Source organism: Pararhodospirillum photometricum DSM 122 (assembly GCF_000284415.1).
Lineage (GTDB): Bacteria > Pseudomonadota > Alphaproteobacteria > Rhodospirillales > Rhodospirillaceae > Pararhodospirillum > Pararhodospirillum photometricum.
In genome coordinates this window covers 2240894-2265619 of the sequence record NC_017059.1, presented here as the reverse complement: position 1 = coordinate 2265619, position 24726 = coordinate 2240894, and the positions used below count along the sequence as shown (strand labels likewise).

Genomic DNA, 24726 nt, shown 5'->3' with positions numbered 1-24726 from the left:
GCCGTCAGTTGATCCGCGTCGGTCACGAGGCAGTCCTTTCTTCGGTCGTGTCCACCACCATGTCATCGCGGTGGATCAGTTCGTCGCGACCACGGTAGCCGAGGAGGGCCTCGATTTCACCGCTCTTGTGGCCCATCAGCAGGCGGGCTTCCTCGGCCGGGTAGGAGACCAGCCCCTTGGCCAGACGGCGGCCATCGGGCCCCACTACCCGCACGGCGGCGCCGCGCTGGAAGTCGCCCTCAATGGCCCGCACCCCGGCCGGCAGCAAACTGCCCCCCTGGGCCAGGGCCCGCGCCGCCCCCTCATCAACCGTCACCACGCCCTCGGCCCGCAAGGAGCCGGAGATCCACGACTTGCGCGCCGCGTGGGGCTCGTGGCTGGGCAAAAACCACGTGCAGCGCCCGCCCTCGCGCAGCCGCTTGACCGGGTTGGTCCCTTTGCCCGGCGCGATGGCCATGGCACAGCCCGCTTCCATGCAGATGGCGGCGGCGGCCAGCTTGGTGACCATGCCGCCGGTGCCGTGCGCGGTGACGGCGCCGCCGCCCATGGCCAGGATCTCGGGCGTCAGGGCCTCGACGGTCGGGATGAAGCGCGCCCCCGGATCCTTGTTGGGATCGGCGGTGTAGAGACCGTCAATGTCCGAGAACAAGATGAGCGCGTCGGCGCTGGTCATCTGGGCAACCCGGGCCGCCAGACGATCGTTGTCGCCAAAGCGGATCTCCTGGGTCGCCACCGTGTCGTTCTCGTTGATCACCGGCACCGCGCCCAGGCGCAGCAAGGTATCAATGGTGTTGCGGGCGTTGAGGTAGCGCCGACGGTTTTCCGAATCGTCGAGGGTTAGCAGCACCTGGGCGGCGGTAATGCCGTGGCGGCCCAACACCTCCTGATACGCGTGGGCCAGACGCACCTGCCCAACGGCCGCCGCCGCCTGCTTTTCTTGCAAGCGCGGCCGGCCGGTGAGATCGAGGGGCAACGAGCGCCGCCCCACCGCCACCGCGCCCGACGACACGATCAGCACCTCGCGCCCGCCCCGGCGCAGATCAACGATGTCATCCACCAAGGCCTCAAGCCACGGCCGCCGGGGCATGCCGCTGCTGGCCTCCACCAGGAGGGCCGAGCCAATCTTGAGAACCACCCGCCGGGCGCGCTCCAAGATGTCGGAGGCGCAGACGGAAGTCAGGGTGTCCATGTGGGGTCCTCGGCACCAGCGTCGTCGTGGTCGTCGAACTCCTGCGCCAAGGCAGCCTGGGCGCGCTGGCGCTCGGCGCGGGCCTCGTCCACGTGACGGCCCAGGGCGCGCAGCACCTCGGCCAGCCCCTGCCCCGACACCGAGGAGAAGGCCAGCACCGGACGCCGGCACGCCGCATTGAGCTCCATGATCTTGTCTTCAATCGCCTCGGGCGTCAGGGAATCGGTCTTGGTCAAGGCGACGATTTCGGCCTTTTCCTCAAGCCCCTCGCCATGGCAGGCCAGTTCGTGGCGCACCGTGTGCCACGCCTGGGCCACGTCGTCTTGGGTGGCATCCACTAGATGCAGCAGCACGGCGCAGCGTTCCACGTGGCCCAAGAAGCGCGTGCCGAGACCAGCCCCCTCGTGCGCGCCTTCAATCAAGCCGGGAATGTCCGCGATAATAAACTCGCGGCCGTCTTGATGGACCACACCCAGATTGGGATGCAAGGTCGTGAACGGATAGTCGGCGATCTTGGGCCGGGCCCGGGTCACAGCGGCCAGCAAGGTTGATTTGCCGGCGTTGGGCAGGCCGACCAGTCCGGCGTCGGCAATCAGCTTGAGGCGCAGCCACACCCACATTTCCTCGCCCGGCCAGCCGGGGTCAGCCCGCCGGGGCGCCTGATTGGTCGAGGTCTTGTAGTGGGCATTGCCAAAGCCGCCATCGCCGCCGGTAGCCAAGGTGAGGCGCTGCCCCACCCGCGTCAGGTCGGCCAGCACCGTTTCCTTGTCCTCGGCCAAGATGACCGTGCCGACCGGCACCTTGATCTCCAACGTCTCGCCCGACTTGCCGGTGCGGTTGTCGCCCGAGCCGTCGCGCCCGCGCGGCGCTTTGAAGTGCTGCTGGTAGCGAAAATCGATCAGCGTGTTGAGGTTGGCCACGGCCTCGACGATCACATCGCCGCCGCGTCCGCCGTTGCCCCCATCGGGGCCGCCGAATTCGATGTTTTTTTCGCGTCGGAAGGCGACGCAGCCATTGCCGCCGTCACCGCTTTGGAGGAAGACCTTGGCTTCGTCCAGAAATTTCATGGTCGGGGTCCCGAAAAAGAGGAGCGCCCACGACTAAAGGGGGGAATGCGAACATTCCCCCCCGACAACGGTCTCGTCGCCGGGTCGGGCGCGAGAAGGATGTCGGGCGGCCTTACGCCGCCGGCACCACCGAAACAAACATCCGACCCCGGAAGCCCTTATGGAACTTCACGGCGCCATCGGTCACGGCGAAGATCGTGTGATCCTTGCCCAAACCCACGTTGGCGCCCGGGTGGTACTTGGTGCCGCGCTGACGCAGAATAATGTTCCCCGAAACGACGGCTTCGCCGCCGAACTTCTTAACGCCAAGGCGACGGCCCTCGGAATCGCGTCCGTTACGGGAACTGCCACCGGCCTTTTTATGTGCCATTGGGAGATCTCCTCCAGTAAACCACCTCCGGCTGAAAGCCGAAGGAAACACTCAAACGACGCTTAGGCGCCGGCGATACCCGTGATGCGCACCCGGGTCAGGTGCTGGCGATGACCGCCCTTGCGGCGGTAATTCTGCCGACGGCGCTTCTTGAAGATGATAACCTTCTCGGCGCGAAACTGAGAGACGACTTCGGCAGACACAGAGGCACCCTCCACGAGGGGCGCGCCGACGCGGTCGCCAACGGCGAGAACGGCGTCGAACGCCACCGTGGCGCCCTCTTCGGCATCGAGCTTCTCGACGTCGATGACGTCGTTCTCGGCGACCTTGTACTGCTTGCCGCCCGTCTTGATGACCGCGAACATGACTGAGTCCTTCGGATGAAACGGAAACGGAAATGCACACGCCTATGGCTCCGCTCGGAAGCCACGGCGAGGGGCGCACTATACCCTTCTACGTCTCGGAGTCAACAAAGGGCGTGAGACGTGAGCGGAGAAAAAAGGAAGGCTGGGGAGGCACGGCCTCCCCACGACCCCTCTTCCCGACCGGGAGAGGGGGTTTTTGTTGGAGGAGTCGGGAAGGGAAGGCTGGGGAGGCGCGGCCTCCCCAGACCCCTCGTTCGCGTTGGTCCGCCCCAAGAAGCGAGGGGTCTGGGGAGGCCGCGCCTCCCCAGCCTTCTTTTTGTCTCTCGGGTCTGGAAACCGAGCGACGACCATGGTTAATTGGATAGGCAAGTCTATAAAAACTCGATGCCGGCGCGGCGTCGGGGCGGGTGTGCGCTCTCCCCTTTCCCCCAGGGAAAGCGTGCCCCTTGTCCGAACCGCCGCGCCCCGCGCGGACAGGGGTGCTGACGTGGAACCGTCTTTTCTGAATGGCGCCAACGCGGTCTACATTGCGGAAGTTTACAGCCGCTATCTTGAGGATCCGGCCTCGGTAGACCCGAGTTGGACCGCTTTTTTCCAGGACCTGACCAGCGGCGGGCAGGATCTGACCGACCTGATCGGGGATTTACGGGGGCCGTCGTGGCGCACACGGGGCAACAAGGTCATTGGCGCCGCCGATCCCGACGCCTCCCCGGCCAAACCCGCCAAGGCGCCGGCCAAGGAAGCGCCGCGCGAGGCCCGCGCCGCCACGCCCACCGTCCCGCTAGAGGAAACGCGCCAGCACATCTTGGATTCCATTCGCGCCCTGATGATGATCCGCACCTATCGAGTCCGCGGTCATCTGATGGCCAAGCTCGATCCCTTGAACCTGTGTCCGCCCGAGGAACATCCCGAGCTGGACTATCGCACCTATGGGTTCACGGAAAAAGATCTATCGCGCGAAATCTTCATCGACAACGTCCTGGGGCTGGAAAAGGCATCGCTCGCCAAGATCATTGAGGTGATCCGCGAGACCTACTGCGGCACCATCGGCGTCGAGTTCATGCACATCCAGTCGCCCGAGCAAAAAAGCTGGATCCAGCGCCGGATCGAGGGCGAGCGCAATCACACCAAATTCACCCCCGAGGGCAAGCGCGCCATCTTGGAGCGCCTGACCGAGGCCGAGGGCTTCGAGCGCTTCTTGCAGGTCAAGTACACGGGCACCAAGCGCTTCGGCCTGGAGGGCGGCGAGACCCTGATCCCCGCCCTGAAGCAGGTCCTCAAGCGCGGCAGCCAACTCGGCATGACCGAGATCAACGTCGGCATGGCCCATCGCGGCCGCCTGAACGTGCTGACCGCCATCATGCACAAGCCCTATCGGGCGATCTTCAGCGAGTTCCAGGGCAACAGCGCCAACCCCGAGGACGTGCAGGGCTCGGGCGACGTGAAGTACCACCTGGGGACCTCGGCCAGCCGCGAGTTCGACGGCGTGACCGTGCACATGTCCTTGCAGGCCAACCCGTCGCACCTCGAAGCCGCCGACCCGGTGGTGCTGGGCAAGGTCCGCGCCAAGCAAGCCCAGATCGGCGACACCGACCGCACCAAGGCCGTGGCCGTTTTGATCCATGGCGATGCCGCCTTCTCCGGCCAGGGCATCGTGGCCGAGTGCTTCGGCCTGTCGCGGCTCAAGGGCTACCGCACGGGCGGCACCATCCACTTTGTCATCAACAACCAGATTGGCTTCACCACCAGCCCGCAGTACAGCCGTTCCGGCCAGTACTGCACCGACATCGCCAAGATGGTTCAGGCCCCTATTTTGCACGTTAATGGCGACGACCCCGAGGCGGTGGTCCACGCCGCGCGCATCGCCACCGAATTCCGTCAAGAGTTTGGCGTGGACGTGGTCGTGGACATGGTGTGCTACCGGCGGCAGGGCCACAACGAAGCCGACGAGCCGGCCTTCACCCAGCCCCTGATGTACAAGTCCATCGCCCGCCATGAAACCACCCGCACCCTCTATGCCCGGGTGCTGGTCGCCGAAGGTGTGCTGACCCAGGCCGACGCCGACCAGATGGTCACCAACTTCACGGCCCGCCTGGAGGAGGAGTACAAGGCCGCCGACACCTACCGCCCCAACCGCGCCGACTGGCTGGCCGGCAAGTGGGAAGGGCTGGAGGCCATGAACGGCGAGGAGGAGTTCCGCCAAGACCCCACGTCGGTCACGCCCGAAACCCTGCGCGCCGTCGGCAAGGTTCTCAGCACGCCGCCCGAGGGCTTCGAGACCAACCCCAAAATCTTGCGCCAGCTCAAGGCCAAGGCCGAAATGGTGCGCACCGGCCGAGGCTTCGACTGGGGCACGGCCGAAGCGCTGGCCTTTGGCACCTTGCTGCAAGAAGGGGTGCCGGTGCGCCTCTCGGGCCAGGACTCGGGGCGCGGCACCTTCTCCCATCGCCATGCTGTGCTGCACGATCAGGCCACCGAGGCTCGCTTCATCCCCTTGGAGCACTTGGGCCCCGATCAGGCGCGCTTCGAGGTCATCGACAGCCCGCTATCCGAATTCTCGGTGCTGGGCTTCGAGTACGGCTATTCCCTGGCCGAGCCCAAGGGGCTGGTGATGTGGGAGGCCCAGTTCGGCGACTTCGCCAACGGTGCCCAGGTCATTTTCGACCAGTTCATCAGTTCGGGCGAATCCAAGTGGCTGCGCATGTCCGGCTTGGTCGTGCTGCTGCCCCATGGCTATGAGGGCCAGGGTCCCGAGCACTCGTCGGCCCGGCCAGAGCGCTATTTGCAGTTGTGCGCCGAGGACAACATGCAGGTGGCCAACGTCTCCACCCCGGCCAACTACTTCCATGTGCTGCGCCGTCAGGTTCGGCGCAACTTTCGCAAGCCCTTGATCTTGTTCACACCCAAGTCCCTGCTGCGGCACAAGCGCTGTGTGAGCGACATTGAGGCCTTTACCCAGGCTGGCTTCCAGCGCGTCATCGGCGAGGTCGATTCCACCATCGTCCCCGAGAAGGTGCGCCGCGTGGTCCTGTGCACCGGCAAGGTCTATTACGATCTGGTGCAGGCGCGCGAGGATCGGGAAATCGACGACGTGGCTATCGTGCGCGTCGAGCAGCTCTATCCCTGGCCCAAGGACACCTTGATGCGCTGCCTCAAGGCCTATCCCGGCGCCGAAGTGCTGTGGTGCCAGGAAGAGCCGGCCAACATGGGGGCTTGGAGCTTCGTGGACCGGCGCTTGGAATACATCTTGGAAGAACTGGGCAGCACGGTGCAGCGCCGGGCCATCTATGCTGGCCGGCCGTCTTCGGCCTCGCCGGCCACCGGCTTGTATCGCAAGCACAACGCCGAGCAGGCGGTCTTGGTTGAGCAGGCCCTCAAGTGGCCGCGCGATACCTTGCCCCAGCCCTTCCGCCGGGTCACGCGCATGAGCGCCATCGCCTAAGGCAAGGGGGCCTTCTGTCCCGGCCCTTCCGGGGCTGCCGCCCCGGGCCCCGCCTGGGGCGATGCCCCAGACCCCCTTGTGGGCCGCCGTGCAAGAGCGCGAAACCCTGTTCGCGGCCGGTCTCTCGCTCAAAACATCACTGACCGCCCTGGGCCTCGCGCTGCTGTTCGGCGTGCCGGCCGCCTATGTCCTGGCCCGGCACGCGTTTCCCGGCAAGGCCCTGATCGAGGGCCTGCTCGACCTGCCGATGGTCACGCCGCCCCTGATCGCCGGCATGGGCCTGTTGTTCCTGCTCGGCCGCGACGCCCCGGTGGGCGGGCTGCTGGCCGACGCCGGCCTTGCGGTGCTGTTCTCACCGGCCGGCATCATCGTCGCCCAGGCCTATGTGGCGCTGTCGGTCTTGGTGCGTGGCGCCCGCGCCGCTTTCGAGGCGGTGGATCCCGAAGTTGCCGGCGTGGCCGCCACCTTGGGCCTCAGCCCCGGCTGGGTGTTTCTCCTGATCGAAGTTCCGATGGCCGGACGCGGTCTGGTGAGCGCCGCCGTGCTCGGCTGGGCCCGCGCCCTGGGAGAATTTGGCGCCACCTTGATGGTAGCCGGCGCCACCCGCCTTCACACGGAAACCCTGCCCATGGCTATTTATCTCAACATCGCCAGCGGCGAGCCCGGCATCGCCATCGCCTGCGCCCTGGTGCTGATGACCCTGGCCCTGACCTTGCTCTTGCTGCTGCGCGCCCTCTCCAGTCACCCCGCCCGCGGACCCTCGGCCCATGCCCGCCCTGCGGCTTGAGGGCGTGGCCAACGCCATCTTGGGGCCGCTGTCCTTCAGCGTCGCCGAGGGAGAGTCCGTGGCGCTGCTCGGTCCCTCGGGATCGGGCAAAAGCACCTTGTTGAAGATCATCGCCGGCCTGCTCCCCCACCAGGGCCGGGTCTACTTCGACGAGCGCGACATGAGCCGAGTCCCGGCCCATCGCCGAGGCTTAGGGTACATGAGCCAGGACCCCCTGCTCTTCCCCCATCTGCGGATCGACACCAGCTTGCGCCTTGTCCTGCTCTTCGACCGAGCCAGCGCCGGACAGCGCGGCGCCCGCACGGCGGAAACCCTGCACCTGTGTGCCATCGACCACCGAGCCGATCGCCGGCCGGCCACCCTCTCGGGCGGTGAACGCCAGCGGGCCGCCCTGGCGCGGGCCCTGGTGCGCCGCCCGCGCCTTTTGCTGCTCGACGAGCCCTTTGCCGCCCTCGACCCGCCCACCCGTCGGCGCCTGTGGGACGAGGTGGATGCCCTGCGCCGCCGCCTGGGCATGACCCTGGTCCTGGTCACCCACAGCCCCGAAGAGGCGGCCCGCCTCGCCGACCGGACCATGCACTTGGTCAACGGCCACTTGGTCTAGAAGCCCCAAGGGGTCTGGGGAGGCCCGCCTCCCCAGCCTTTTTTTCTGCCCAAACGCCAATACCGCCCAGACCGCACAAGGCGGGGGGCGGTGATCGGCGGTGCCCTGACCCCAAAGCGGGGAGACGGCCCTTAGAAGCCCTCGCGCTCCAGGCGCTTGCGCTCCAGCTTGCGGGCGCGACGGACGGCTTCGGCCTTTTCGCGGGCCTTCTTTTCCGACGGCTTCTCGAAATTACGGCGCAGCTTCATCTCGCGGAAAACACCCTCGCGCTGCATCTTCTTCTTCAGCGCCTTCAACGCCTGATCGACGTTGTTGTCGCGCACCAGAACCTGAACCAGGGCTCCATCTCCTTGCCTGAGGGGCGCCGGGCTTTGAAGGCCCACGCCCGGTTACACTCACCAGTGACCCGAGGACAAAAAAAACATGGCCCGGATATCGCACCGGCCCGAGAAGCGATGTCCTACCACACGCCGACGCCTAGGAAAAGAGATTCCATAAGCGCCACACAGAGCAATCGGGGCCTCCGGGTGGTTAAAGAAGGCTGGGGAGGCGAGGCCTCCCCAGACCCCTCGATTCCTGGGGCATCGCCGACGAATGAGGGGTCTGGGGAGGCCTCGCCTCCCCAGCCTTCTCCTTCTCTCAAGCACTGAAAAATCGTGCTAAGATGGCTCAGACCGTAAAGGAGCACCCAGACCGGGAGGAGTTTTTCATGGCCCTGCTCAAGATCGCCCGCATGGGAAGCCCGGTGTTGGTCAATGTCGCCCGCCTGGTGGACGACCCCATGGCCCCGGAGATCGCCCATCTGATGGCCGACATGGCCGAAACCCTGGCCGACTCCGGGGGCGTTGGCTTGGCCGCGCCGCAGGTTCACGTTCCTTTGCGGGTGATCTTGTTCCATGTCCCGGCCGAGCGCTCGGGCGGCGAGGCTGTGCCGCTCACGACCCTGATCAACCCCTCCCTCACCGTCTTGGACGACACCGAAGCCGCCGAGTGGGAAGGCTGCCTATCGCTGCCCGGCCTCACAGGGCGCGTGGCCCGGCCGCGCGCCATCCGCTATCAGGGCTACGACCTGATGGGCCGCATGGTGGTGCGCGACGCCGAGGGCTTCCATGCGCGCGTCGTCCAACACGAACTCGATCATCTCAACGGGGTCTTGTACCCCATGCGCCTGAACGACCTCGCTGATTTTGGTTTTGTTGAAGAAATCCGTCGGGCTCTGGCACCGTCCCCCGAGGATCCCTAAGTCTAGAGCAGGTGCACTTTCGTTCCCAGGAGGTCCCCCATGGATATGACCGAACTCAAGGACCGGATCTTACTCGCCGCCCTCCCCGGGGTCCCTCTCGACGGGTGGTCGGCCCACAGCTTACGCGAGGGGGCGGTGGCCGCCGGGCTGGAGCCCAGTGCGGCCGAGCGGGCCTTCCCTGGGGGAGCGCTGGACGCGGTCATCCATTTCATCGACCTTGCCGACCGCCTGATGGCCGCCGACATGGCCGCCGCCGACACCTCGGTGCTCCGCCTGCATGAACGGGTTCGCTTGGCCATCCATTTGCGCCTGGAGCGCTGGAGTTTGCACCGCGAGGCCGTGCGCCGGGCCGCCGCCTTGCTGGCCCTGCCGCCCAACGCCGCCGCCTCGGTGCGTTCGCTCTATCGCACCGTCGATGCCCTGTGGCACACGGCCGGCGACCGCAGCATGGACATCAACTTCTACACCAAGCGGGCCGAACTGGCCGGTATCTATGCCTCGACCCTGTTGGTGTGGCTCGACGATGCCTCGGAGGACTCGGTCCAGACCTGGGCCTTCCTCGACCGCCGCCTGAACGAAGCCGTGCGCCTGCGCAAAGCCCGCGACCGCGTGCGCCGCAGCCTCCAGCGCCTCTCAACCCCCCTGTCGCGCCTCGCCCACAAGCCGGCCGGCCTGCGTCGCTCGGTGCAAATCCACTAATCGCAATAGGGGTCTGGGGAGGCCGCGCCTCCCCAGCCTTCCTTTTTAAGAGCGCACCCCGCGCATTTTCTCGTTGCGCCGACGCAAGATCTCCAACGTCACCAGCAAGGCCGTCGAAAACACGATCAGCAAGGTGGCGACGGCCATGATGGTCGGGCTGATGTTCTCGCGAATGCCGCTAAACATCTCGCGCGGCAAGGTCCGCTGCCCCGGCCCCGCCACCAGCAACACGACCACCACCTCATCAAACGACGTGGCAAAGGCAAACAAGGCGCCAGAGGCCACCCCAGGCGCGATCAGGGGCAAAGTGATCTTGCGAAAGGTCAGCAAAGGCCCCGCCCCCAGGCTGGAGGCGGCGCGGGCCAACGACGTGTCGAAACCCTGCAAGGTCGCGTTGACGGTGATCACCACAAACGGCGCCGCCAACGCGGTGTGGGCCAAGATCAGGCCGCCATAGGAGGCGGTGAGGCCGAGCGGCGCAAAAAACAGGTAAAAGCCCACGCCAACGATAACCACCGGCACAATCATCGGCGACAGCAACACCGCCATAATCAGCCCCCGGCCGCGAAACCGCGCCCGCTGCAAGCCCACCGCCGCCAAGGTACCCAACACGGTGGCCAGGAGGGTGGAGGTCACGCCAACGATCAGGCTGTTCTTCAAGGAACGAGCCCAGGCCGGATCGGTAAACACGATCTCGTACCACTTCAGGGAAAAGCCCTGCATGGGATAGGTGAGGAACGGGCCGCCGTTGAAGGACAGAGGTACAATGGCGAGCAGTGGCGCGATGAGGAACACGAACGTCAGAACGGCGGCCGTCCACAAAGCCGTCTTCCAGGCGCGTTCCTCAAGGGTGAGGGAATGACCTTGCATGGCGCGTCTCCCGAGGATCAGCCGTTTTTCATCTGCGTGCCGCCGACGAGGCGCGTATACACGCTATAGAGGATCAAGGTGGCGACCAGCAGCACCGACCCCAGCGCGGCGGCCATGCCCCAGTTGACCGTGTCGGAGGTGTAGAAGGCAATAAAATGACTGATCATCTGGTCCGAGGCCCCGCCGACCAGGGCCGGGGTGATGTAGTAGCCCAGCGCCAGAATGAAGGTCAGCAAGGTGCCCGCCGCCACCCCGGGCAGGGTCTGGGGGATATACACCTTGAGGAAGGCCACGGTGGGCCGGGCCCCCAGCGACAAGGCGGCCCGCATGTAGACCGGCTTGATCCCCTTCATGACCGAGTACAGCGGCAAGATCAGGAAGGGCAGCAGCACATGGGTCATGGCGATGACGACACCCACCCGGTTGAAGATCAGCCGCAAAGGCTCGTCGATCACCCCCAGGGTCAGCAGGGCCTCGTTGACCAACCCCTTGTCTTGCAACAAAACCACCCAGGCAGCGGTGCGCACCAGGAGCGAGGTCCAAAAAGGCAGCATGACCAGGATCATCAGGGGATAGGCGTGGCGATCGGGCAAAACGGCCAGCAGGTAGGCCACGGGAAAGCCCAGCAGAAGGCACATCACGGTGACGCTGAACGCCACGCTAAACGTCCGGCCCAACACATTGAGATAAATGGATTCGTTAGCCGGCGCCGCGCGCAAGGCGCCCTGGGGATCGCGTTCCAGATCAAGGGCCTGGAGCAAGAAAAAGCTGGTCAGCGGGCCGCTTGCCCGGTCGATGGCCGCCCAGACCTCGGGATCTTGCCAGCGCGGGTCGGCCTTGACGATGACCTCGGTCCAGGCGGTGGCGCTGGCGGGCAGCGCGCGGGCGGTGGAGAACACCAAGGAGCGCGCGCCATTGTAATCGTAGTTGAGGCGCCGCGCGGCGGTGGCCAGGGTCTTCGCCTTCTGGCTGTCGCGCAGATCGGCGGCCAGGGCGGCAAACACCAGTTCCTCAGGCGCGCGGGAGCGATCCGACCACGTGACCATGGCCGACGTGACGCGGGGCCACACCGCCGACAATTCGGTATCGTGGACGGCGCGACGCATCATGTCGGCGATGGGCACCACGAACGTGATCGCCAAAAACAGCAAAAGCGGGGCGATCAGGCCGAAGGCCCCCAGTTGGCGCCGCCGTTCGGCGCGACGCAGACGGGTTTTGAGACTGGTGGTCATGCGGGCGCTCCGAGGGTCAGGGAGGGCCGGTGTCCGGGGGAGAGAGTCCCCCCCCCCGGGGCCGGAACATTACTGGACGGAGGCCCACTTGTTGAAGCGCTCGGTCAGGCGGTCGATGTTCTCCAGCCAGAAGGCCGAGGAAATTTCAACGGCGTTGGCCATGTTGGCTTCGGCGGTGGGCAGATCGGCAACGCGGGCCGGCGGGATCAGGGCGTTGGCGCCCTTGTTGGTCACACCATAGGCAATCGCCTGGGGCAGCCCGGCCTGCACGGGGGCGCGGCCGACGTACTCCAGGAACTTGTAGGCCTGTTCGGCGTTGGGCGAGCCCTTGAGGATGACCCAGCTGTCCAGGGTGAACAAAGACCCATCCCAGACGATGCCGAAGTTGCGCCCGCTCTCGCGGTTGGCGGCATCAACGCGGCCGTTATAAATCGAGGTCATGACCACGTCGCCCGAGGCCAGCAACTGGGGCGGCTGGGCGCCCGACTTCCAGAACACCAAAGAGCTTTTGATGGTGTCGAGTTTGCGGAAGGCGCGGTCCACACCCTCGTCGGTGGCCAGCAGCTTGTACACATCCTTGGGGGCCACGCCGTCGGCGATGAGGGCGATTTCCAAGGTGGTTTTGGGGCCGCCACGCAACGCGCGTTTGCCCGGGTACTTGGTGGTATCAAAGAAGTCGGCCCAGCCCTTGGGGGCGTCCTTGAGCACGTTCTTGTCGTAACCCAGCACGAAGTTGTACACGATGGAGCCGACGCCACAGGTCGAGACGGCTTCCTTCATGTATTGGTCGGCGCCGCCCAGGCGGGCGAAATCAAGGGTCTCGAACAGGCCTTCGTCGCAGCCCAGGGCGAGTTCCTCGCTTTCGACCTGGACGACATCCCAGGTGGCCTGCCCGCCTTCCACCTTGGCGCGCAGCACACCGATGCCGCCGTCCCACGACTCGTCGAGAGTGGGCGTGTTGGTTTCCTTGGCAAACGGCTGGAAATAAACTTTCTTCTGGGCTTCCTGGTACGCTCCGCCCCAGGACACGACCGTCAGATCGCGGGCCTGGGCCGGCAGCGCCAGGGCCGCGACGGCCAGGAGGACAGCGGAACCGGCAAGCGTTTGGGCAATCGGTCGCATGAACAGGTCTCCTTGGTCACCTTGGATACCGCGCGAGCGCGGCGTTCAGCCCACCGGATCCAGCGCGAGACAATCCTCCGGCGCGACGGCGGCCACCACGGCCGCGCCCGTCTCGGGGAGGATGCGCGACGCCCGGTAGCGCAATTTGATGGTAAAGTCCGGGTTGCCCGCGATACGGGCCCGCACCCGAACATGGTCGCCGTGATAAATGGTTTCCTCGATCAGACCGGGAAGCTGGTTGGCCTCGGGACCGATATCGTCGAGGTGAATCCGCTCGGGGCGAATGGACACGCTGGTCCGGCTGCCCGGCCCCGCCCCCACGACGGCCCGCGCCGTGATGCGCTGGCCGTCGTCGAGACGCACCTGGACAAAGCCCTCGGTCACACTCTCAACAGTACCGTGCAAGACGTTGTTTTCGCCGATGAAGTGGGCCACAAAGCTGTTGCGCGGCAGCTCATAAAGACCCCGCGGGGAATCGAGTTGCTGGATCACCCCATCGTTGAACACCGCAATGCGGTCCGACATGGTCAGCGCCTCGGTCTGGTCGTGGGTGACGTAAACCACCGTCACCCCGAGTTGGGCGTGCAAATGCTTGATTTCTATTTGCATATGCTCGCGCAACTGCTTGTCGAGGGCGCCCAGCGGCTCGTCCATCAACACCAACTGCGGCCGGAACACCAAGGCCCGGGCCAGGGCAACGCGCTGCTGCTGGCCCCCGGACAATTGGGCCGGGCGGCGGCTTTCCAGGGCATCCAGCCGAACCATGGCCAAGGCGTCCCGCGCGCGCTGGCGGGCGTCATCGCTGGCAACGCGCCGGACTTTCAGGGGGAACATGACGTTTTCCAGGATCGTCATGTGGGGAAACAAGGCGTAGTTCTGAAAGACCATGCCAATATCGCGCCGGTGCGGCGGGGTCGCCCGCAAGGATTTCCCGGCCAGCATGATGTCCCCGTGGGTCGGAACCTCAAATCCAGCGAGCATCATCAAGGACGTGGTCTTGCCCGATCCCGATGGTCCGAGCAGGGTGAGAAACTCCCCGCGCCTGATGTCCAGGTTCAGATCCTTCACGACCAGGGAGTCACCGTCGTAGGTCTTCTGTACGCCTCGGAACGCGACGAGGATATCCTCTCCCATCGACAGGCCTCTCTAAAATTGCCCTCGCAGGCGGATACAATGCGCAAGTCCGCAGCGCTCGGCAAGCCCGTGCATCACCCCCGGGCAATAGGACCCAATTTTTCCCTTAAAAATAGAATAACCCCGCTTACCACCGCGCCGTAAGGCGACGATCGGCCGGGGTAACGCGGGGCTGCCGCCCCGGGCCCCGCTTGGGGCGATGCCCCAAACCCCCTTTTTATTTTGTTCATGCCCCCGCCTTCTCCCCCTTTTGAAAAGCACGCTTTTCAAAAGGGGGAGAAGGCGGGGGCAATCAATAAAAGAAAGGGAGGTCTGGAGGCATCGCCTCCAGGCGGGGTCCGGGGCGGCAGCCCCCGCGTTACCCCGGCCGACAACCTCCTTATCGCCCGCCCTCTTCCCACATCTGCTTTTTGCGATAGAGGGTGGAGGGACTGACGCGCAGGAGGGCGGCGGCGCGCGGCACGTTCCCGCCGCAGGCCAGAATCGCCCGTTCAATGGCGCGGCGCTCGACTTGCCAGAGCGGTTCGATGTCTTCTTGGCGGGGAATCGCCTCTTCTTCGCGCTCGGGCGGCGGCACGGCGCGGGGCGGGGCGGGGGACTCGACGGACTCGCCCGACAGGTTGAGGGGGGCGGGCAGCATGGTCAGGGTAATTTCGCTGCCCTGATTTAAAACGACGATATTACGCAACACATTGACCAACTCACGCACATTGCCCGGCCAGGAATGGGCCAGCATGGCCTGGGCGGCATCGGGGGTGAACCCGCGAAAGTTTTTGTGCTCCTCGGCGTTGATACGCGCCAGATAGTGGTCGGCCAGTTCCAGGACATCGCCGCCGCGCTCGCGCAGGGCCGGCATCCGCAAGGGAATGACATGCAAGCGGTAATACAGGTCTTCCCGAAAACGCCCGGCCCGCACCTCGGCCAGAGGATCGCGGTTGGTGGCGCAGACGATGCGCACGTCCACCGGGCGCGGTCGATCATCCCCAACCCGCTGCACGACGCCGGACTGCAAGAAGCGAAGGAGCTTGGACTGGAGATTGAAATCCATTTCGCAGATTTCATCCAGAAACAAGGTCCCGCCATCGGCCTGGGTAGCGGCGCCGTCGCGATCGGCAATGGCGCCGGTGAAGGCCCCCTTCACGTGGCCAAAGATCTCGCTTTCCATGAGGTCGCGCGGGATGGCGCCGCAATTGAGTGCGACAAAACGGCCCTTGGCGCGGGGACTGTTGCGGTGCAAGGCCTCGGCAGCCAGTTCTTTTCCGGTGCCGCTTTCGCCGGTGATGAACACGGTAGCGCCGCTGGCCGACGATGCCTCGATGCGGCGATAAACGCGCTGCATGGCCGCCGACGATCCGACGAAGCCCTGGAAGGCGGCAATCCCCAGGTTTTCGCGTAAGGATTCGACCTCGCGAGAAAGGTGTTGATGATCAATGACGTTGCGCAAGGTAACGAGCAAGCGCTCGCGGCTGAAGGGCTTCACCAGGAAATCATCGGCGCCGGCCCGCATGGCATCGACCGCCAGGGCCACCGAACCGTTGGACGTGATGACCACCACTCCGATGGCCGCCGCTTCTGCCCGTATCTTGCGCAAGATGTCCATCCCGCTCATGTCGGGCAGCATGATATCGAGCAAGAGCACGTCAGGCAGGGGCGGCTCGCCGAGACGGCGCAAGGCCTCGGCGCCGGTCTCGACATGGTCCACACGCCACGCCCCGCCGCTTAAATGATCCAGCAGCAACCGGGCTTGCACCGGCGTATCCTCGACCAACAGGATCCGGGGGGGGGGCAGACGCACGCATGAAACGGCCCGAGCCTCCTGGTTCAGGGGGTGACCAAAGGGGGGCATAAACACCCCACGCCCCGCCCTCGACGGCGCGCGGCGAGTATGCCGGGCTCGATCGCCCGGCCCAAGCCCTCATTTCCTTGTAGGGACAGCCTATCACAAATAGGGCGGGAAAGGACAGGCTGGGGAGGCAGGCCCAGGCCCCGATAAAACAATCTCCAAAGCCAGGAAAGCCCCCTGCCCCGCCCCGCAAACTGCAACAAAGGCCGCGACCTCCGCCACGTGGGGGGCCACGATCAGCCAGACCAGCCCCCCCTCGGTGGCCTGGGCCGCATCGCGAGCCGAGGGCCGGGCCTCGCCGCTGGGGTGGGAATGCCAAGATCCCAGCACCCCCCACCCCTCGGCCCGCGCCGCGCGCTGCACGGCCAAGCGGTCGTAAGGGTTAATGGCAAAGCCTGTCTCGGGCCGGGGATCGGTGTTGGCCACCGCCACCCCGGCCTCGACCACCGCCGCGTCGCCCACACGGCGACCGACGAGCAGGCCACAGACCTCGCACGGCAGGGCCTCGCGGGCCCCGGCGACCAAGGCCTCGGCCAAGGTCTTGGGAAGGATCAGGCGCCGCAGCGGATCAGCCGCCACCACCGACCACCACCCGGCCCAACACGGCGCCGGTGGCAAGATCGACGATCACGAGGCGCGACGGCCCGTCGCCGATTCCGACCTCCACCACCAGCCGCGTCCCGCTGACTTCATAAGAGCGCAGCTCGGTCTCCACGGGCTCGGTCAACACCACCGTGCCAAAAGCGCCGGCCGGCCCTGGGAGCGGAGCCGTGGACGGGGCAGCGGGCGACGCGACAAGACCAGACCACGACCCGGCGATCTGCCCGGGCGCCGCCGGCTGGGTCGCGGGGCCCGGCCAGGGCGTCGCCGGCGGCGCGGCGGAAACGGGGGCAGGCGCGGCAGGCGCAAGGCCGGGCTCCGGCGCCGGCACCCCGGACGCGCTTTCCTTGGCCGGACGGTGCCAGTCATGGACCAGCCCGTAGCCCAGCAGACCGAGGCCGCCTACAATAAAAAGTCCCATGATCGCGACCAGGGCCTTGACCGCCTGGACCATCCGCATCCTCCCTTGATTTCCATCCCGGGTCCGGGCCACGCTTGGCCCATGTCCGACACACACTCTCTTCCAGAGTCCGGGACCGCTCCCGGACCAACCGACACCGTTCACGAACGCATCGCCCAGGCGGACGACGCGGGCAAACGCGTGGACAAATGGCTGGCCGAGGCCGATACGGGCCTCTCGCGCGCTAGGCTGCAAGCCTTGATTGCCGAGGGCCGCGTCACCTTAGACGGGGTCATCCTAGGCGACGCGGCCCGCAGGGTCAAACCAGGGCAAGTCGCGCGTATTGAGGAACCGCCGCCCGTTGACGCCCTCCCCGTGCCACAGGCCATCGCCCTTGACGTGGTGTACGAAGACGAAGACCTGATCATCCTCAACAAGCCCCCTGGCTTGGTCGTGCATCCGGCGGCGGGCAACCCGGACGGAACCTTGGTCAATGCCCTGCTCGCCCACTGTGGGGACTCCTTGTCGGGCATTGGTGGCACGCGCCGGCCGGGCATCGTGCACCGGCTCGACAAAGACACCAGCGGCCTGATGGTCGCCGCCAAAACCGATCTTGCCCACCAGGGCTTGGCCGCCCAATTCGCGGCCCACTCCCTGACCCGGGCGTACAAGGCCTTGGTGTGGGGCCTGCCCCGGCCGCCTCACGGTCAGGTGGAGGGGGCCATTGGCCGCCACCCTACCCACCGCCAGAAAATGGCCGTGGTTTCCAAGGGCGGCAAGCACGCCCTCACCCATTATCGAGTCCTGCGGACACTGGCTKGGGCTGTCTCTTTGATCGAGTGTCGGCTTGCCACCGGCCGGACCCATCAGGTGCGGGTCCATATGGCCCATCTCGGCCATCCCCTGCTTGGCGATCCTCTCTATGGTCGTAAGTCGCTGCCCAAAGGCCTGGACCCCCGGCTGGCAAACTTCGGGCGTCAGGCCCTGCATGCCTATCAAATCGGCTTTCGCCACCCGCGCGATGGCCGGGAAATTCTGTTCGAGTCCGAACTTCCTGCAGATATGACAGCCCTCCTTACTCTCTTGGAGAGTATTTAACACCCAAAGCTTCTTGACCCACCCCCGTCCTGGCCCTATCCTAAGGTCTAGGGGAAAGGAGAAAAAACCAACCGGCCGCGTGATCCCGACAGCGCCCCCGATCGTAAGGAGCCATGAAGAGCCCGACGGGGGCACCGGTCACGCGCCAACAACAAAAACCGGAACGGCACAGGAGGAGTGGTCATGGCGAGCGCTACAGTCGGACTGATCAGGGGCCCCGAAGGCAACCTCACCCGCTACTTGCAAGAAATTCGCAAGTACCCCATGCTGACCCCCGAGGAAGAATACTCCCTCGCAACCCGCCTGCGCGACAGTGGCAACACGGAAGCGGCGCATCGGCTGGTGACCAGCCATTTGCGTTTGGTCGCGAAAATTGCCATGGGTTATCGGGGCTACGGCCTCCCCATGGCTGAAGTCATCAGTGAAGGTAACGTGGGGTTGATGCAGGCCGTCAAGCGCTTCGACCCGGAGCGGGGCTTCCGCTTGGCGACCTATGCCATGTGGTGGATCCGGGCCTCGATCCAGGAATACATCCTCCACTCGTGGTCCCTGGTCAAAATGGGGACGACCGCCGCGCAAAAGAAGCTGTTTTTCAACCTTCGCAAGATGAAGGGCAAGCTTCAGTTGATGGAAGACGGCGATATGAGCCCGGAAAACGTCAGCTTCATCGCCACCGCCCTCGGCGTCCCGGAAAACGACGTGATCTCCATGAACCGGCGGCTCGGCAGCCCCGACCACTCCCTCAATGCCCCCGTGCGCGCCGACGCCGAGGGGGAGTGGCAGGACTGGCTGGTCGATGAAACCGACAGCCAGGAAACCCGTCTTGCCCAATCCGAGGAAATGCAGCAGCGCCACGGCCTGCTGACCCAGGCGATGACCCATCTCAACGACCGCGAGCGCGCCATCTTGAGCGAGCGGCGCCTGCGCGACGAGCCGACGACCCTGGAGGATCTGTCTCACCGCTACGGCATCTCCCGCGAGCGCGTGCGCCAAATCGAGGTGCGGGCGTTTGAGAAGCTTCAGTCGTTCATGCAAGCGCACGCGGCGCCGGCGTGAGCCCTGGGAGCGAGGGATCTGGGGAGGCTGCGACTCCCCAGCCTTGCCTTTCCCGAAGATTAAGGCCGGGGAGGCGCGGCCTCCCCAGACCCCTCGGTTCCTTTATTTTTTGGGCGACGGCGGTTTGACAGCGCCAGAAGTTTCCCCTTCGCCGGGCGGGCCGAAGTCACTCACCCGGCCACGGCGCATGAACTCGGCCACCGCGTGGTCGGCGCCCTCCTTGACCTCCGGGCCCCAGTCCTCAATCAGCTTGACCTGCTGGGCCTTCAGCGCCTCGATCCGGCGGTTGGCCGTGAGGGCCATGAAGGTGCCAAGAAGCTGGGGAATGGACGAATACAGCAGCCAGCCAATCCCCGCCGCCCCATAAATCACCATGATGGCAAAGACATCGGTGATGATCTCCAGGGCACGGGGAATGGTGTGTCCCGTGGTCCACAGCTCGGCAATAAAGGGAACCGTGCCGGCCAGATTGACGCCGCCCACCGCCAGCCAACTCAAGCGGGCAATGGAGCGATCGACAATCCACGCCACCCCGGTGGGCAGCATGGCCACCGCCAACAGCACCACGGTCGGGATGGAAATCAGGACGAGGGGCGCGAGGGCCACAAGGACCCCCAGTTTGCCACCCAGACCGAAGCCCTTGTCTTCCGGTTGCGCCGTCTCGTTCATGATCGACCTACACCAAAGAGATGATGGTAACGATGATGATGCTCAAGGCGGCGATGGCCACCGAAACGGTGGCGGCGGTTTGCTGCCCCAGCTTTTCGGACTTTTCGCTCACCCGATAATTGCCACTCTCCAGGGCCGCCACCTGTTGCGCCGCCTGGGCATATTGGCGCCGGGCCACGGCAAACCCATCGAAGTCGGCTTGGCGCTCCTCGGGGTTGTCGAGAAGGTGATACAACTCCACAAGGCTGCCCTTGCGCACCACCTTGGGCATCTCCTTTTCCAGCCGCTTGCGGCGCTCGCGGCTATGGTAGCCCTCAAGGACCGGCGCCATCAGGCCGGCAATCCACTCGGTGAGGCTCGGCAAGGATTCCGGGCCCAGCTTCCACTGCAAAACCGCCAGCAGACTGAGGCCCCCCAGGGCGGCCTTGCGGGGATCGGGATCGTTATAGGAATGAATCTGCGCCATGGTGTCGCGGGGATAGCGCGCGGCAATATAGGCGGTGATGTGACGGTCGGCCGGCCATTGCTTGCGGTCGGCCTTGACCGCAGCCCGCTCCAGGGCCGGTAGCAGATCTTTGATCTCGACCACACACTGGTCAAGCAGCAAGGCGCTGCGGCAGGCCAGGGCCTCGTTGAGTTCATACAAACAGCGCTCAACCCCGCCGCCCTTGGAGGTCTGCACCAAATAACTGCGCAGGTCGCGAAACTCGCCGTCGAACCGGGTGTAGTCGAGTTGGAAGTCGTCTTGTGCCGCGACCCAGGTCTTGGCAAAGTCGCGCATGATCATATCGACATAAGGCCGCACATCGCCCCGCAGGGCCAAGGTACAGGCCAAAGCGGTTCCCAGAGCCTCCATGTGCATGCGTATCTTGTTGCAGCGCACCGGCGCGACCGGGTCCATCAAGGTCAGCACCGCCGCCATGGCCAGATCACGAATCGGCCCCGCTTCCTTGGCCGTGGCATTGGAGGCACGCACGATGTTGGACACCGAATCGGCAAGCTCGGTCATTTCCAGACCACGGCGCAACCACGTCTCGACCTTGTTCTCCATGATGGGAACCGCGCCCGCTTCCCAGTCGCGCGCCAGCGCGTGGGCCAGGGAGCGACAGGTGAAATACTCATCCCCGCGAAAGGAAAACGGCCGCTGCGAACGCTTGTCCTGCTTGGTCTGCAAGGGCATGGTTCGCCGGCCGTTGAGCCACAAGTCGATGGCGTCCAGGGTCCAGCGCTGCGCCGGATCGTCCACCAGCAGGCCTCGGGCCAGTTCGATGACGGCCAGCGGCACGCGCTCCTCGCCCACCACCGAGGCATAGGAGCCGTTGCTGATCTTGCTGGTGAGGATTTCGTCGTCGGTGAGGTCCGAGCGCGTGTTGTGGCCCACCGACAAGGTCACCAACGTGGCGCCCAGGGCATACATGTCGGCGGGATAGTAGCCGGCCCCGCGCCCCTCGGGGTTGGCCATGCCCCCCTCGATGGTTTCGCAGATCATCGGCTGGTCATAGCCCGGGGGCGAGGTGGCGCAGTCGCCCAGGGCAATGCGGGTCTGCTCGCGGTCCATCCAATACAGGTTAGTCGGGCGGATGGCCCGGTGCACCACCGAATGCAAGCGCAGTTCGCCCAAGGCGGCCACCAGGGGCTTGAGCACCAGCTTGATGAAGTGCTGGTCGGGGACAGGCTGGAACACCTCGCCCATGTCGCGCATGACCCGCCCGCCCATGGGCCGTTCGTAGACCACGGCCATCACGCGGCCATCGAGGGCGGGCCAGTCCACCACCCCCCACTCCATCAGCGGCAGCAGGCCGGTCGCCGAGACGCCACGCAAGGTCCGCATCACGCCCACACGCGGCGGCAAGGGACCGTCAACGATCAGGGCATACACGGGACGTTGGGGGTTGCGCCGATCGCTACAGGCAAAGGCCCGGGCATTGGGCATGTCGAGAGCGGCCAGCGGCTTCGAGGGATCAATCTCGAAGCGCTCGCGCAACACGACGGGCCCGGATTTTACATTGTTTGTCGCCTTGGGTTCCTGCGCCATGGTCTCTCCCGGGGTGTTGCGCGCGTGGACGCCGCGGCCCCTACAGTAGCGGAGGGGAGGCCCTCAAGGGAAGACCTGTCCAGTCTCCCCAGCTCCCCCCGCGCGACTTTGGCTTTACAGACCCCAAGGCCTCAGGCCAGGAACGGATCTTGGACGAGAATGGTATCCTCGCGTTCGGGACTGGTGGACAGCAAGGCCACCGGCGCCCCGATCAACTCCTCCAGGCGCCGGATATACTTGACGGCCGCCGCCGGCAGATCGGCCCACGAGCGCGCGCCTCGGGTGCTCTCCTGCCAGCCGGGCAACGACTCGTATACCGGCGTCACCGCCGCCTGGGCCTTCATCGAGGCCGGCAGGTAGTCGAGCAGCACACCGTTCAGGGTATAGCCCACGCACACCTTGAGCGTCTCCAGGCCGTCGAGCACATCGAGCTTGGTCAGGGCGATGCCGCGAATGCCGCCCACCTGAATGGACTGGCGCACCAGCACCGCATCGAACCAGCCGCAGCGCCGCGGCCGTCCGGTGACGGTCCCGAACTCGTGGCCCCGCTCGCCCAGCAGGCGGCCCACCTCATCGGTCAGTTCGGTCGGGAAGGGACCGGCCCCCACCCGGGTGGTGTAGGCCTTGGTGATGCCCAGCACATAGCCGACCGCCCCGGGACCGACGCCGCAGCCGGTAGCCGCGTTGGGCGCCACGGTATTGGAGGAGGTCACGTAGGGGTAGGTGCCGTGATCGACGTCCAAAAGCGCGCCTTGAGCCCCCTCGAACAGAATCTTGCGCCCGGCGCGCCGCGCCGCCTCCAGGTCACGCCACACCGGCCCGGCAAAGGGCAGCAGACGGGGCGCGATCTCCAACAGCGCCGCCATCAGGCTTTCCGGTTCCAGTTCCGGCTCGCCTAACCCCCGCAGCAAGGCATTGTGATGGGTCAGCAACCGGTCCACCTTAAAGCGCAGCACATCGGCATCGGCCAGATCGCAGACTCGAATCGCCCGGCGCGCCACCTTGTCCTCGTAAGCCGGACCGATGCCCCGCCCGGTGGTGCCAATGCGCGCCTCACCGGCCGCCGCCTCGCGCGCGCGATCCAAGTTGCCATGCAGCGGCAGGATCAGCACAGCATTCTCGGCCACCCGCAAGACTTCGGGCGTGATGCTCACCCCCTGGGCGCTCAGGCGTTCGATCTCGGCAAACAAGGCCCAGGGATCGATCACCACCCCGTTGCCAATGATGGACGGTTTACCGCGCACCACACCGGACGGCAGCAGGCTCAGTTTATAGGTCATGCCGTCCACGACCAGGGTGTGCCCGGCGTTGTGACCGCCCTGAAAGCGCACCACCATGTCGGCGCGCTCGGACAGCCAGTCCACCACCTTGCCCTTGCCCTCGTCCCCCCACTGGGAGCCGACCACGGCCACGTTCGTCATTGCTTGCGATCCTGTCTTTCAAAGGGGGGAGCCGTGCGGGCCTCCCCTGTTCCGTCTGTCGTCGCGATCAGGGCGCGAGCGGCACCGGCCGGCCATCGGGCCCCAGAAAATGCGTGCAGTGGAGGCGCCGGGCCTCCTCGGGGCTGGCCGGACCCGCCAGGGTCGGCACGGTCACAAAGCCCTCGGCCTGCAAGGCGCGGCGCGCCTCTCGTGGCAGGTCGTTCTCCACCAGCACTCGCGGCGGGACCGGCGCACGGCGGGCCACATCCAGCACCGCGTCCAAATACAAAGTGGCGCCGCAGCAGGCTTCGTCCCGATCGGCCAAAACACTGTGGTACGCTCCGCCCCGGCCCAGTTCTCCCCGGGCGCCCCGGGCAAACAACGCAAAGGCGCTGCCCGTTTGATACTCGAAGCCGTGATGCTCCAGGGGATCCAAGGTCAGGTCATGAGTCGGCAACGCCTCTTGCACCTGACGAACGAGGCGCACCAGAGAATCGCGCAAGGCCGCCGCTTCGGGCGGCAGGGCCAGGGCGGCCAGGGGCGCGAGGCTGCGCTCGGCCGGCCCGACACAGGCCGCCAAATCGACCAAAAGGCGAGCCTTCTCGGCTCCCACCGTCTGGCTCACGGCCACCAGATCCTTCTGCTCCAACAGGTCGCGCACCTCGGCGGCCTCAGCGTCCGACAGTCCTAGGGCCCGGGTCAGGGCGGGGACCAGCGGCGGGCAGATCAGATCAATGGCAACCGACGTGACCTCGGCTTGGTCCAGGGCCTCGACCGCCAGCAACAACACCTCGGCCACCGCCGCCTCGTCGGCAGCGCCAATCAGCTCGAAGCCGGCCTGGGTGAACTGGCGCTCGGGCCGCAGTTGCGAACCGCGCACGCGCAGCACCTGCCCGACATAAGCCAGCCGCAAGGGCCGGGGCGCGCCCGCCAGACGGGTCCCGGCGATGCGGGCCACCTGGGTGGTCATGTCCGAGCGCAAGCCCATCATCCGCTGGGTGATGGGATCCATCACGCGGAAGGTTTGGGCGGCAGCGGTCCGCCCGGCTCCCGAGAGCAGGCTTTCCTCGAACTCGATCAGCGGCGGTTTGACCCGCTGATAGCCGTTGGCCAGGAAGGTGGCGACCAGCCGCTGGGCGGTTTGGGCCTCGTCCTGGGCATCGGGCGGGAGAAGATCGCGCAGGCCGTTGGGCAGCAGCGCATGGGCGGCAGGCAGGGGAAGAACGGTCATGGCGCGCTGTGATGGGAGGAGGGATCAATCGGAGAAGCCGTTGGCTTCTCTATTCCTTAGCGCGGATCCGACCCCGGGTGCAAGCAAACCCGGCACGGACAAGGGCGATCGGGGGACAGGGGCGTCTGCCCGGGAAAGATAAAAGGGAAGGCTGGGGAGGCTTGCCTCCCCAGACCCCACATTCCCGCTGGCCCTTCGCCTTGGGAGAAACCCCAGGAACGGAGGGGTCTGGGGAGGCAAGCCTCCCCA

23 protein-coding genes are annotated in these 24726 nt (G+C 65.9%); 7 read left to right on the top strand and 16 right to left on the bottom strand.

Going from position 1 to position 24726, the window contains the following annotated elements:
• Positions 1–22: 22 nt before the first annotated feature.
• The 4 genes from proB to rplU form a co-directional block, all read right to left on the bottom strand.
• A complete protein-coding gene (proB, locus tag RSPPHO_RS10135) occupies positions 23–1189 on the bottom strand; it encodes a glutamate 5-kinase (RefSeq protein ID WP_041795019.1) in 1167 nt (388 codons plus the stop codon).
• Positions 1177–2256 (bottom strand): GTPase ObgE, encoded by a 1080-nt coding sequence (obgE, locus tag RSPPHO_RS10130; RefSeq protein ID WP_014415152.1) that lies wholly within the window; start codon positions 2254–2256, stop codon positions 1177–1179. Before obgE ends, proB begins: the two co-directional genes overlap by 13 nt.
• 112 nt (positions 2257–2368) lie before the next feature.
• Complete coding sequence (gene rpmA, locus RSPPHO_RS10125; protein ID WP_041795017.1) at positions 2369–2626, bottom strand: 50S ribosomal protein L27; 258 nt, start codon at positions 2624–2626, stop codon at positions 2369–2371.
• Positions 2627–2688: 62 nt separating this feature from the next.
• Positions 2689–2991 (bottom strand): 50S ribosomal protein L21, encoded by a 303-nt coding sequence (gene rplU, locus RSPPHO_RS10120; RefSeq protein ID WP_014415150.1) that lies wholly within the window; start codon positions 2989–2991, stop codon positions 2689–2691.
• A gap of 487 nt (positions 2992–3478) precedes the next feature.
• Between rplU and RSPPHO_RS10115 the strand changes: the two genes are divergently transcribed.
• The 3 genes from RSPPHO_RS10115 to RSPPHO_RS10105 all read left to right on the top strand — a co-directional run bounded on the left by RSPPHO_RS10115 (position 3479) and on the right by RSPPHO_RS10105 (position 7824).
• Positions 3479–6433: a 2-oxoglutarate dehydrogenase E1 component gene (locus RSPPHO_RS10115; protein WP_041795016.1), complete on the top strand. Its 2955-nt coding sequence runs from the start codon at positions 3479–3481 to the stop codon at positions 6431–6433.
• A gap of 61 nt (positions 6434–6494) precedes the next feature.
• Positions 6495–7220 carry an ABC transporter permease gene (locus RSPPHO_RS10110; RefSeq protein WP_157879176.1) on the top strand — a complete coding sequence of 242 codons (726 nt, stop codon included), beginning with the start codon at positions 6495–6497 and terminating at the stop codon, positions 7218–7220.
• Positions 7201–7824 carry an ABC transporter ATP-binding protein gene (locus RSPPHO_RS10105; protein ID WP_014415147.1) on the top strand — a complete coding sequence of 208 codons (624 nt, stop codon included), beginning with the start codon at positions 7201–7203 and terminating at the stop codon, positions 7822–7824. Before RSPPHO_RS10110 ends, RSPPHO_RS10105 begins: the two co-directional genes overlap by 20 nt.
• A gap of 131 nt (positions 7825–7955) precedes the next feature.
• On the opposite strand, the gene rpsU is transcribed toward RSPPHO_RS10105, so the two are convergent.
• A complete protein-coding gene (gene rpsU / locus RSPPHO_RS10100; RefSeq protein WP_041797134.1) occupies positions 7956–8162 on the bottom strand; it encodes a 30S ribosomal protein S21 in 207 nt (68 codons plus the stop codon).
• 371 nt (positions 8163–8533) lie between these two features.
• On the opposite strand from rpsU, the gene def reads away from it, so the two are divergent.
• Positions 8534–9067 (top strand): peptide deformylase, encoded by a 534-nt coding sequence (def, locus tag RSPPHO_RS10095; protein ID WP_051013815.1) that lies wholly within the window; start codon positions 8534–8536, stop codon positions 9065–9067.
• 39 nt (positions 9068–9106) lie between these two features.
• On the top strand, positions 9107–9766 hold the full coding sequence (locus RSPPHO_RS10090; RefSeq protein WP_014415144.1) for a COQ9 family protein: 660 nt from the start codon (positions 9107–9109) through the stop codon (positions 9764–9766).
• 45 nt (positions 9767–9811) lie between these two features.
• On the opposite strand, the gene RSPPHO_RS10085 is transcribed toward RSPPHO_RS10090, so the two are convergent.
• From RSPPHO_RS10085 to RSPPHO_RS10055, 7 genes are all read right to left on the bottom strand, one after another.
• Positions 9812–10636, bottom strand: a complete 825-nt coding sequence (locus tag RSPPHO_RS10085; RefSeq protein ID WP_014415143.1) for an ABC transporter permease — start codon at positions 10634–10636, stop codon at positions 9812–9814.
• A gap of 17 nt (positions 10637–10653) precedes the next feature.
• Complete coding sequence (locus RSPPHO_RS10080) at positions 10654–11868, bottom strand: ABC transporter permease (RefSeq protein ID WP_014415142.1); 1215 nt, start codon at positions 11866–11868, stop codon at positions 10654–10656.
• A 69-nt stretch (positions 11869–11937) separates the two neighbouring features.
• Positions 11938–12990, bottom strand: coding sequence for an ABC transporter substrate-binding protein (locus RSPPHO_RS10075; protein WP_014415141.1), 1053 nt, complete (start codon positions 12988–12990; stop codon positions 11938–11940).
• 45 nt (positions 12991–13035) lie between these two features.
• Positions 13036–14124 (bottom strand): ABC transporter ATP-binding protein, encoded by a 1089-nt coding sequence (locus RSPPHO_RS10070; protein WP_014415140.1) that lies wholly within the window; start codon positions 14122–14124, stop codon positions 13036–13038.
• 379 nt (positions 14125–14503) lie between these two features.
• Entirely contained in the window at positions 14504–15970 is a 1467-nt protein-coding gene (locus RSPPHO_RS10065; protein WP_157879349.1) for a sigma-54-dependent transcriptional regulator, read from the bottom strand.
• 93 nt (positions 15971–16063) lie between these two features.
• Positions 16064–16546 (bottom strand): M67 family metallopeptidase, encoded by a 483-nt coding sequence (locus RSPPHO_RS10060; protein WP_069187574.1) that lies wholly within the window; start codon positions 16544–16546, stop codon positions 16064–16066.
• On the bottom strand, positions 16536–17021 hold the full coding sequence (locus tag RSPPHO_RS10055) for a hypothetical protein (protein ID WP_051013813.1): 486 nt from the start codon (positions 17019–17021) through the stop codon (positions 16536–16538). Before RSPPHO_RS10055 ends, RSPPHO_RS10060 begins: the two co-directional genes overlap by 11 nt.
• A 48-nt stretch (positions 17022–17069) precedes the next feature.
• Between RSPPHO_RS10055 and RSPPHO_RS10050 the strand changes: the two genes are divergently transcribed.
• Both RSPPHO_RS10050 and rpoH read left to right on the top strand, forming a co-directional pair.
• Positions 17070–18065, top strand: a complete 996-nt coding sequence (locus tag RSPPHO_RS10050) for an RluA family pseudouridine synthase (protein WP_041795014.1) — start codon at positions 17070–17072, stop codon at positions 18063–18065.
• 183 nt (positions 18066–18248) lie between these two features.
• Positions 18249–19121, top strand: coding sequence for an RNA polymerase sigma factor RpoH (gene rpoH, locus RSPPHO_RS10045; protein ID WP_041795012.1), 873 nt, complete (start codon positions 18249–18251; stop codon positions 19119–19121).
• 102 nt (positions 19122–19223) lie between these two features.
• On the opposite strand, the gene RSPPHO_RS10040 is transcribed toward rpoH, so the two are convergent.
• The 4 genes from RSPPHO_RS10040 to RSPPHO_RS10025 all read right to left on the bottom strand — a co-directional run bounded on the left by RSPPHO_RS10040 (position 19224) and on the right by RSPPHO_RS10025 (position 24477).
• Positions 19224–19790, bottom strand: coding sequence for a hypothetical protein (locus RSPPHO_RS10040; RefSeq protein ID WP_014415135.1), 567 nt, complete (start codon positions 19788–19790; stop codon positions 19224–19226).
• Between the two features lie 7 nt (positions 19791–19797).
• Positions 19798–21825, bottom strand: a complete 2028-nt coding sequence (locus RSPPHO_RS10035; protein ID WP_014415134.1) for a protein kinase family protein — start codon at positions 21823–21825, stop codon at positions 19798–19800.
• Between the two features lie 131 nt (positions 21826–21956).
• Positions 21957–23246 (bottom strand): adenylosuccinate synthase, encoded by a 1290-nt coding sequence (locus tag RSPPHO_RS10030; protein ID WP_014415133.1) that lies wholly within the window; start codon positions 23244–23246, stop codon positions 21957–21959.
• A 67-nt stretch (positions 23247–23313) separates the two neighbouring features.
• The gene (locus RSPPHO_RS10025) at positions 23314–24477 is read right to left on the bottom strand and encodes an ATP phosphoribosyltransferase regulatory subunit (protein WP_014415132.1); all 1164 of its coding nucleotides are present in this window, start codon (positions 24475–24477) and stop codon (positions 23314–23316) included.
• Between the last annotated feature and the right edge of the window lie 249 nt (positions 24478–24726).

Excerpts from the sequence above, each read along its gene's own strand:
- proB (WP_041795019.1), bottom strand. The coding sequence starts at position 1,189 with ATGGACACCCTGACTTCCGTCTGCGCCTCCGACATCTTGGAGCGCGCC.
- obgE (WP_014415152.1), bottom strand. The coding sequence starts at position 2,256 with ATGAAATTTCTGGACGAAGCCAAGGTCTTCCTCCAAAGCGGTGACGGC.
- rpmA (WP_041795017.1), bottom strand. The coding sequence starts at position 2,626 with ATGGCACATAAAAAGGCCGGTGGCAGTTCCCGTAACGGACGCGATTCC.
- rplU (WP_014415150.1), bottom strand. The coding sequence starts at position 2,991 with ATGTTCGCGGTCATCAAGACGGGCGGCAAGCAGTACAAGGTCGCCGAG.
- RSPPHO_RS10110 (WP_157879176.1), top strand. The coding sequence starts at position 6,495 with ATGCCCCAGACCCCCTTGTGGGCCGCCGTGCAAGAGCGCGAAACCCTG.
- RSPPHO_RS10105 (WP_014415147.1), top strand. The coding sequence starts at position 7,201 with ATGCCCGCCCTGCGGCTTGAGGGCGTGGCCAACGCCATCTTGGGGCCG.
- def (WP_051013815.1), top strand. The coding sequence starts at position 8,534 with ATGGCCCTGCTCAAGATCGCCCGCATGGGAAGCCCGGTGTTGGTCAAT.
- RSPPHO_RS10090 (WP_014415144.1), top strand. The coding sequence starts at position 9,107 with ATGGATATGACCGAACTCAAGGACCGGATCTTACTCGCCGCCCTCCCC.
- RSPPHO_RS10085 (WP_014415143.1), bottom strand. The coding sequence starts at position 10,636 with ATGCAAGGTCATTCCCTCACCCTTGAGGAACGCGCCTGGAAGACGGCT.
- RSPPHO_RS10080 (WP_014415142.1), bottom strand. The coding sequence starts at position 11,868 with ATGACCACCAGTCTCAAAACCCGTCTGCGTCGCGCCGAACGGCGGCGC.
- RSPPHO_RS10075 (WP_014415141.1), bottom strand. The coding sequence starts at position 12,990 with ATGCGACCGATTGCCCAAACGCTTGCCGGTTCCGCTGTCCTCCTGGCC.
- RSPPHO_RS10070 (WP_014415140.1), bottom strand. The coding sequence starts at position 14,124 with ATGGGAGAGGATATCCTCGTCGCGTTCCGAGGCGTACAGAAGACCTAC.
- RSPPHO_RS10065 (WP_157879349.1), bottom strand. The coding sequence starts at position 15,970 with ATGCCCCCCTTTGGTCACCCCCTGAACCAGGAGGCTCGGGCCGTTTCA.
- RSPPHO_RS10055 (WP_051013813.1), bottom strand. The coding sequence starts at position 17,021 with ATGGTCCAGGCGGTCAAGGCCCTGGTCGCGATCATGGGACTTTTTATT.
- rpoH (WP_041795012.1), top strand. The coding sequence starts at position 18,249 with ATGGCGAGCGCTACAGTCGGACTGATCAGGGGCCCCGAAGGCAACCTC.
- RSPPHO_RS10040 (WP_014415135.1), bottom strand. The coding sequence starts at position 19,790 with ATGAACGAGACGGCGCAACCGGAAGACAAGGGCTTCGGTCTGGGTGGC.
- RSPPHO_RS10035 (WP_014415134.1), bottom strand. The coding sequence starts at position 21,825 with ATGGCGCAGGAACCCAAGGCGACAAACAATGTAAAATCCGGGCCCGTC.
- RSPPHO_RS10030 (WP_014415133.1), bottom strand. The coding sequence starts at position 23,246 with ATGACGAACGTGGCCGTGGTCGGCTCCCAGTGGGGGGACGAGGGCAAG.
- RSPPHO_RS10025 (WP_014415132.1), bottom strand. The coding sequence starts at position 24,477 with ATGACCGTTCTTCCCCTGCCTGCCGCCCATGCGCTGCTGCCCAACGGC.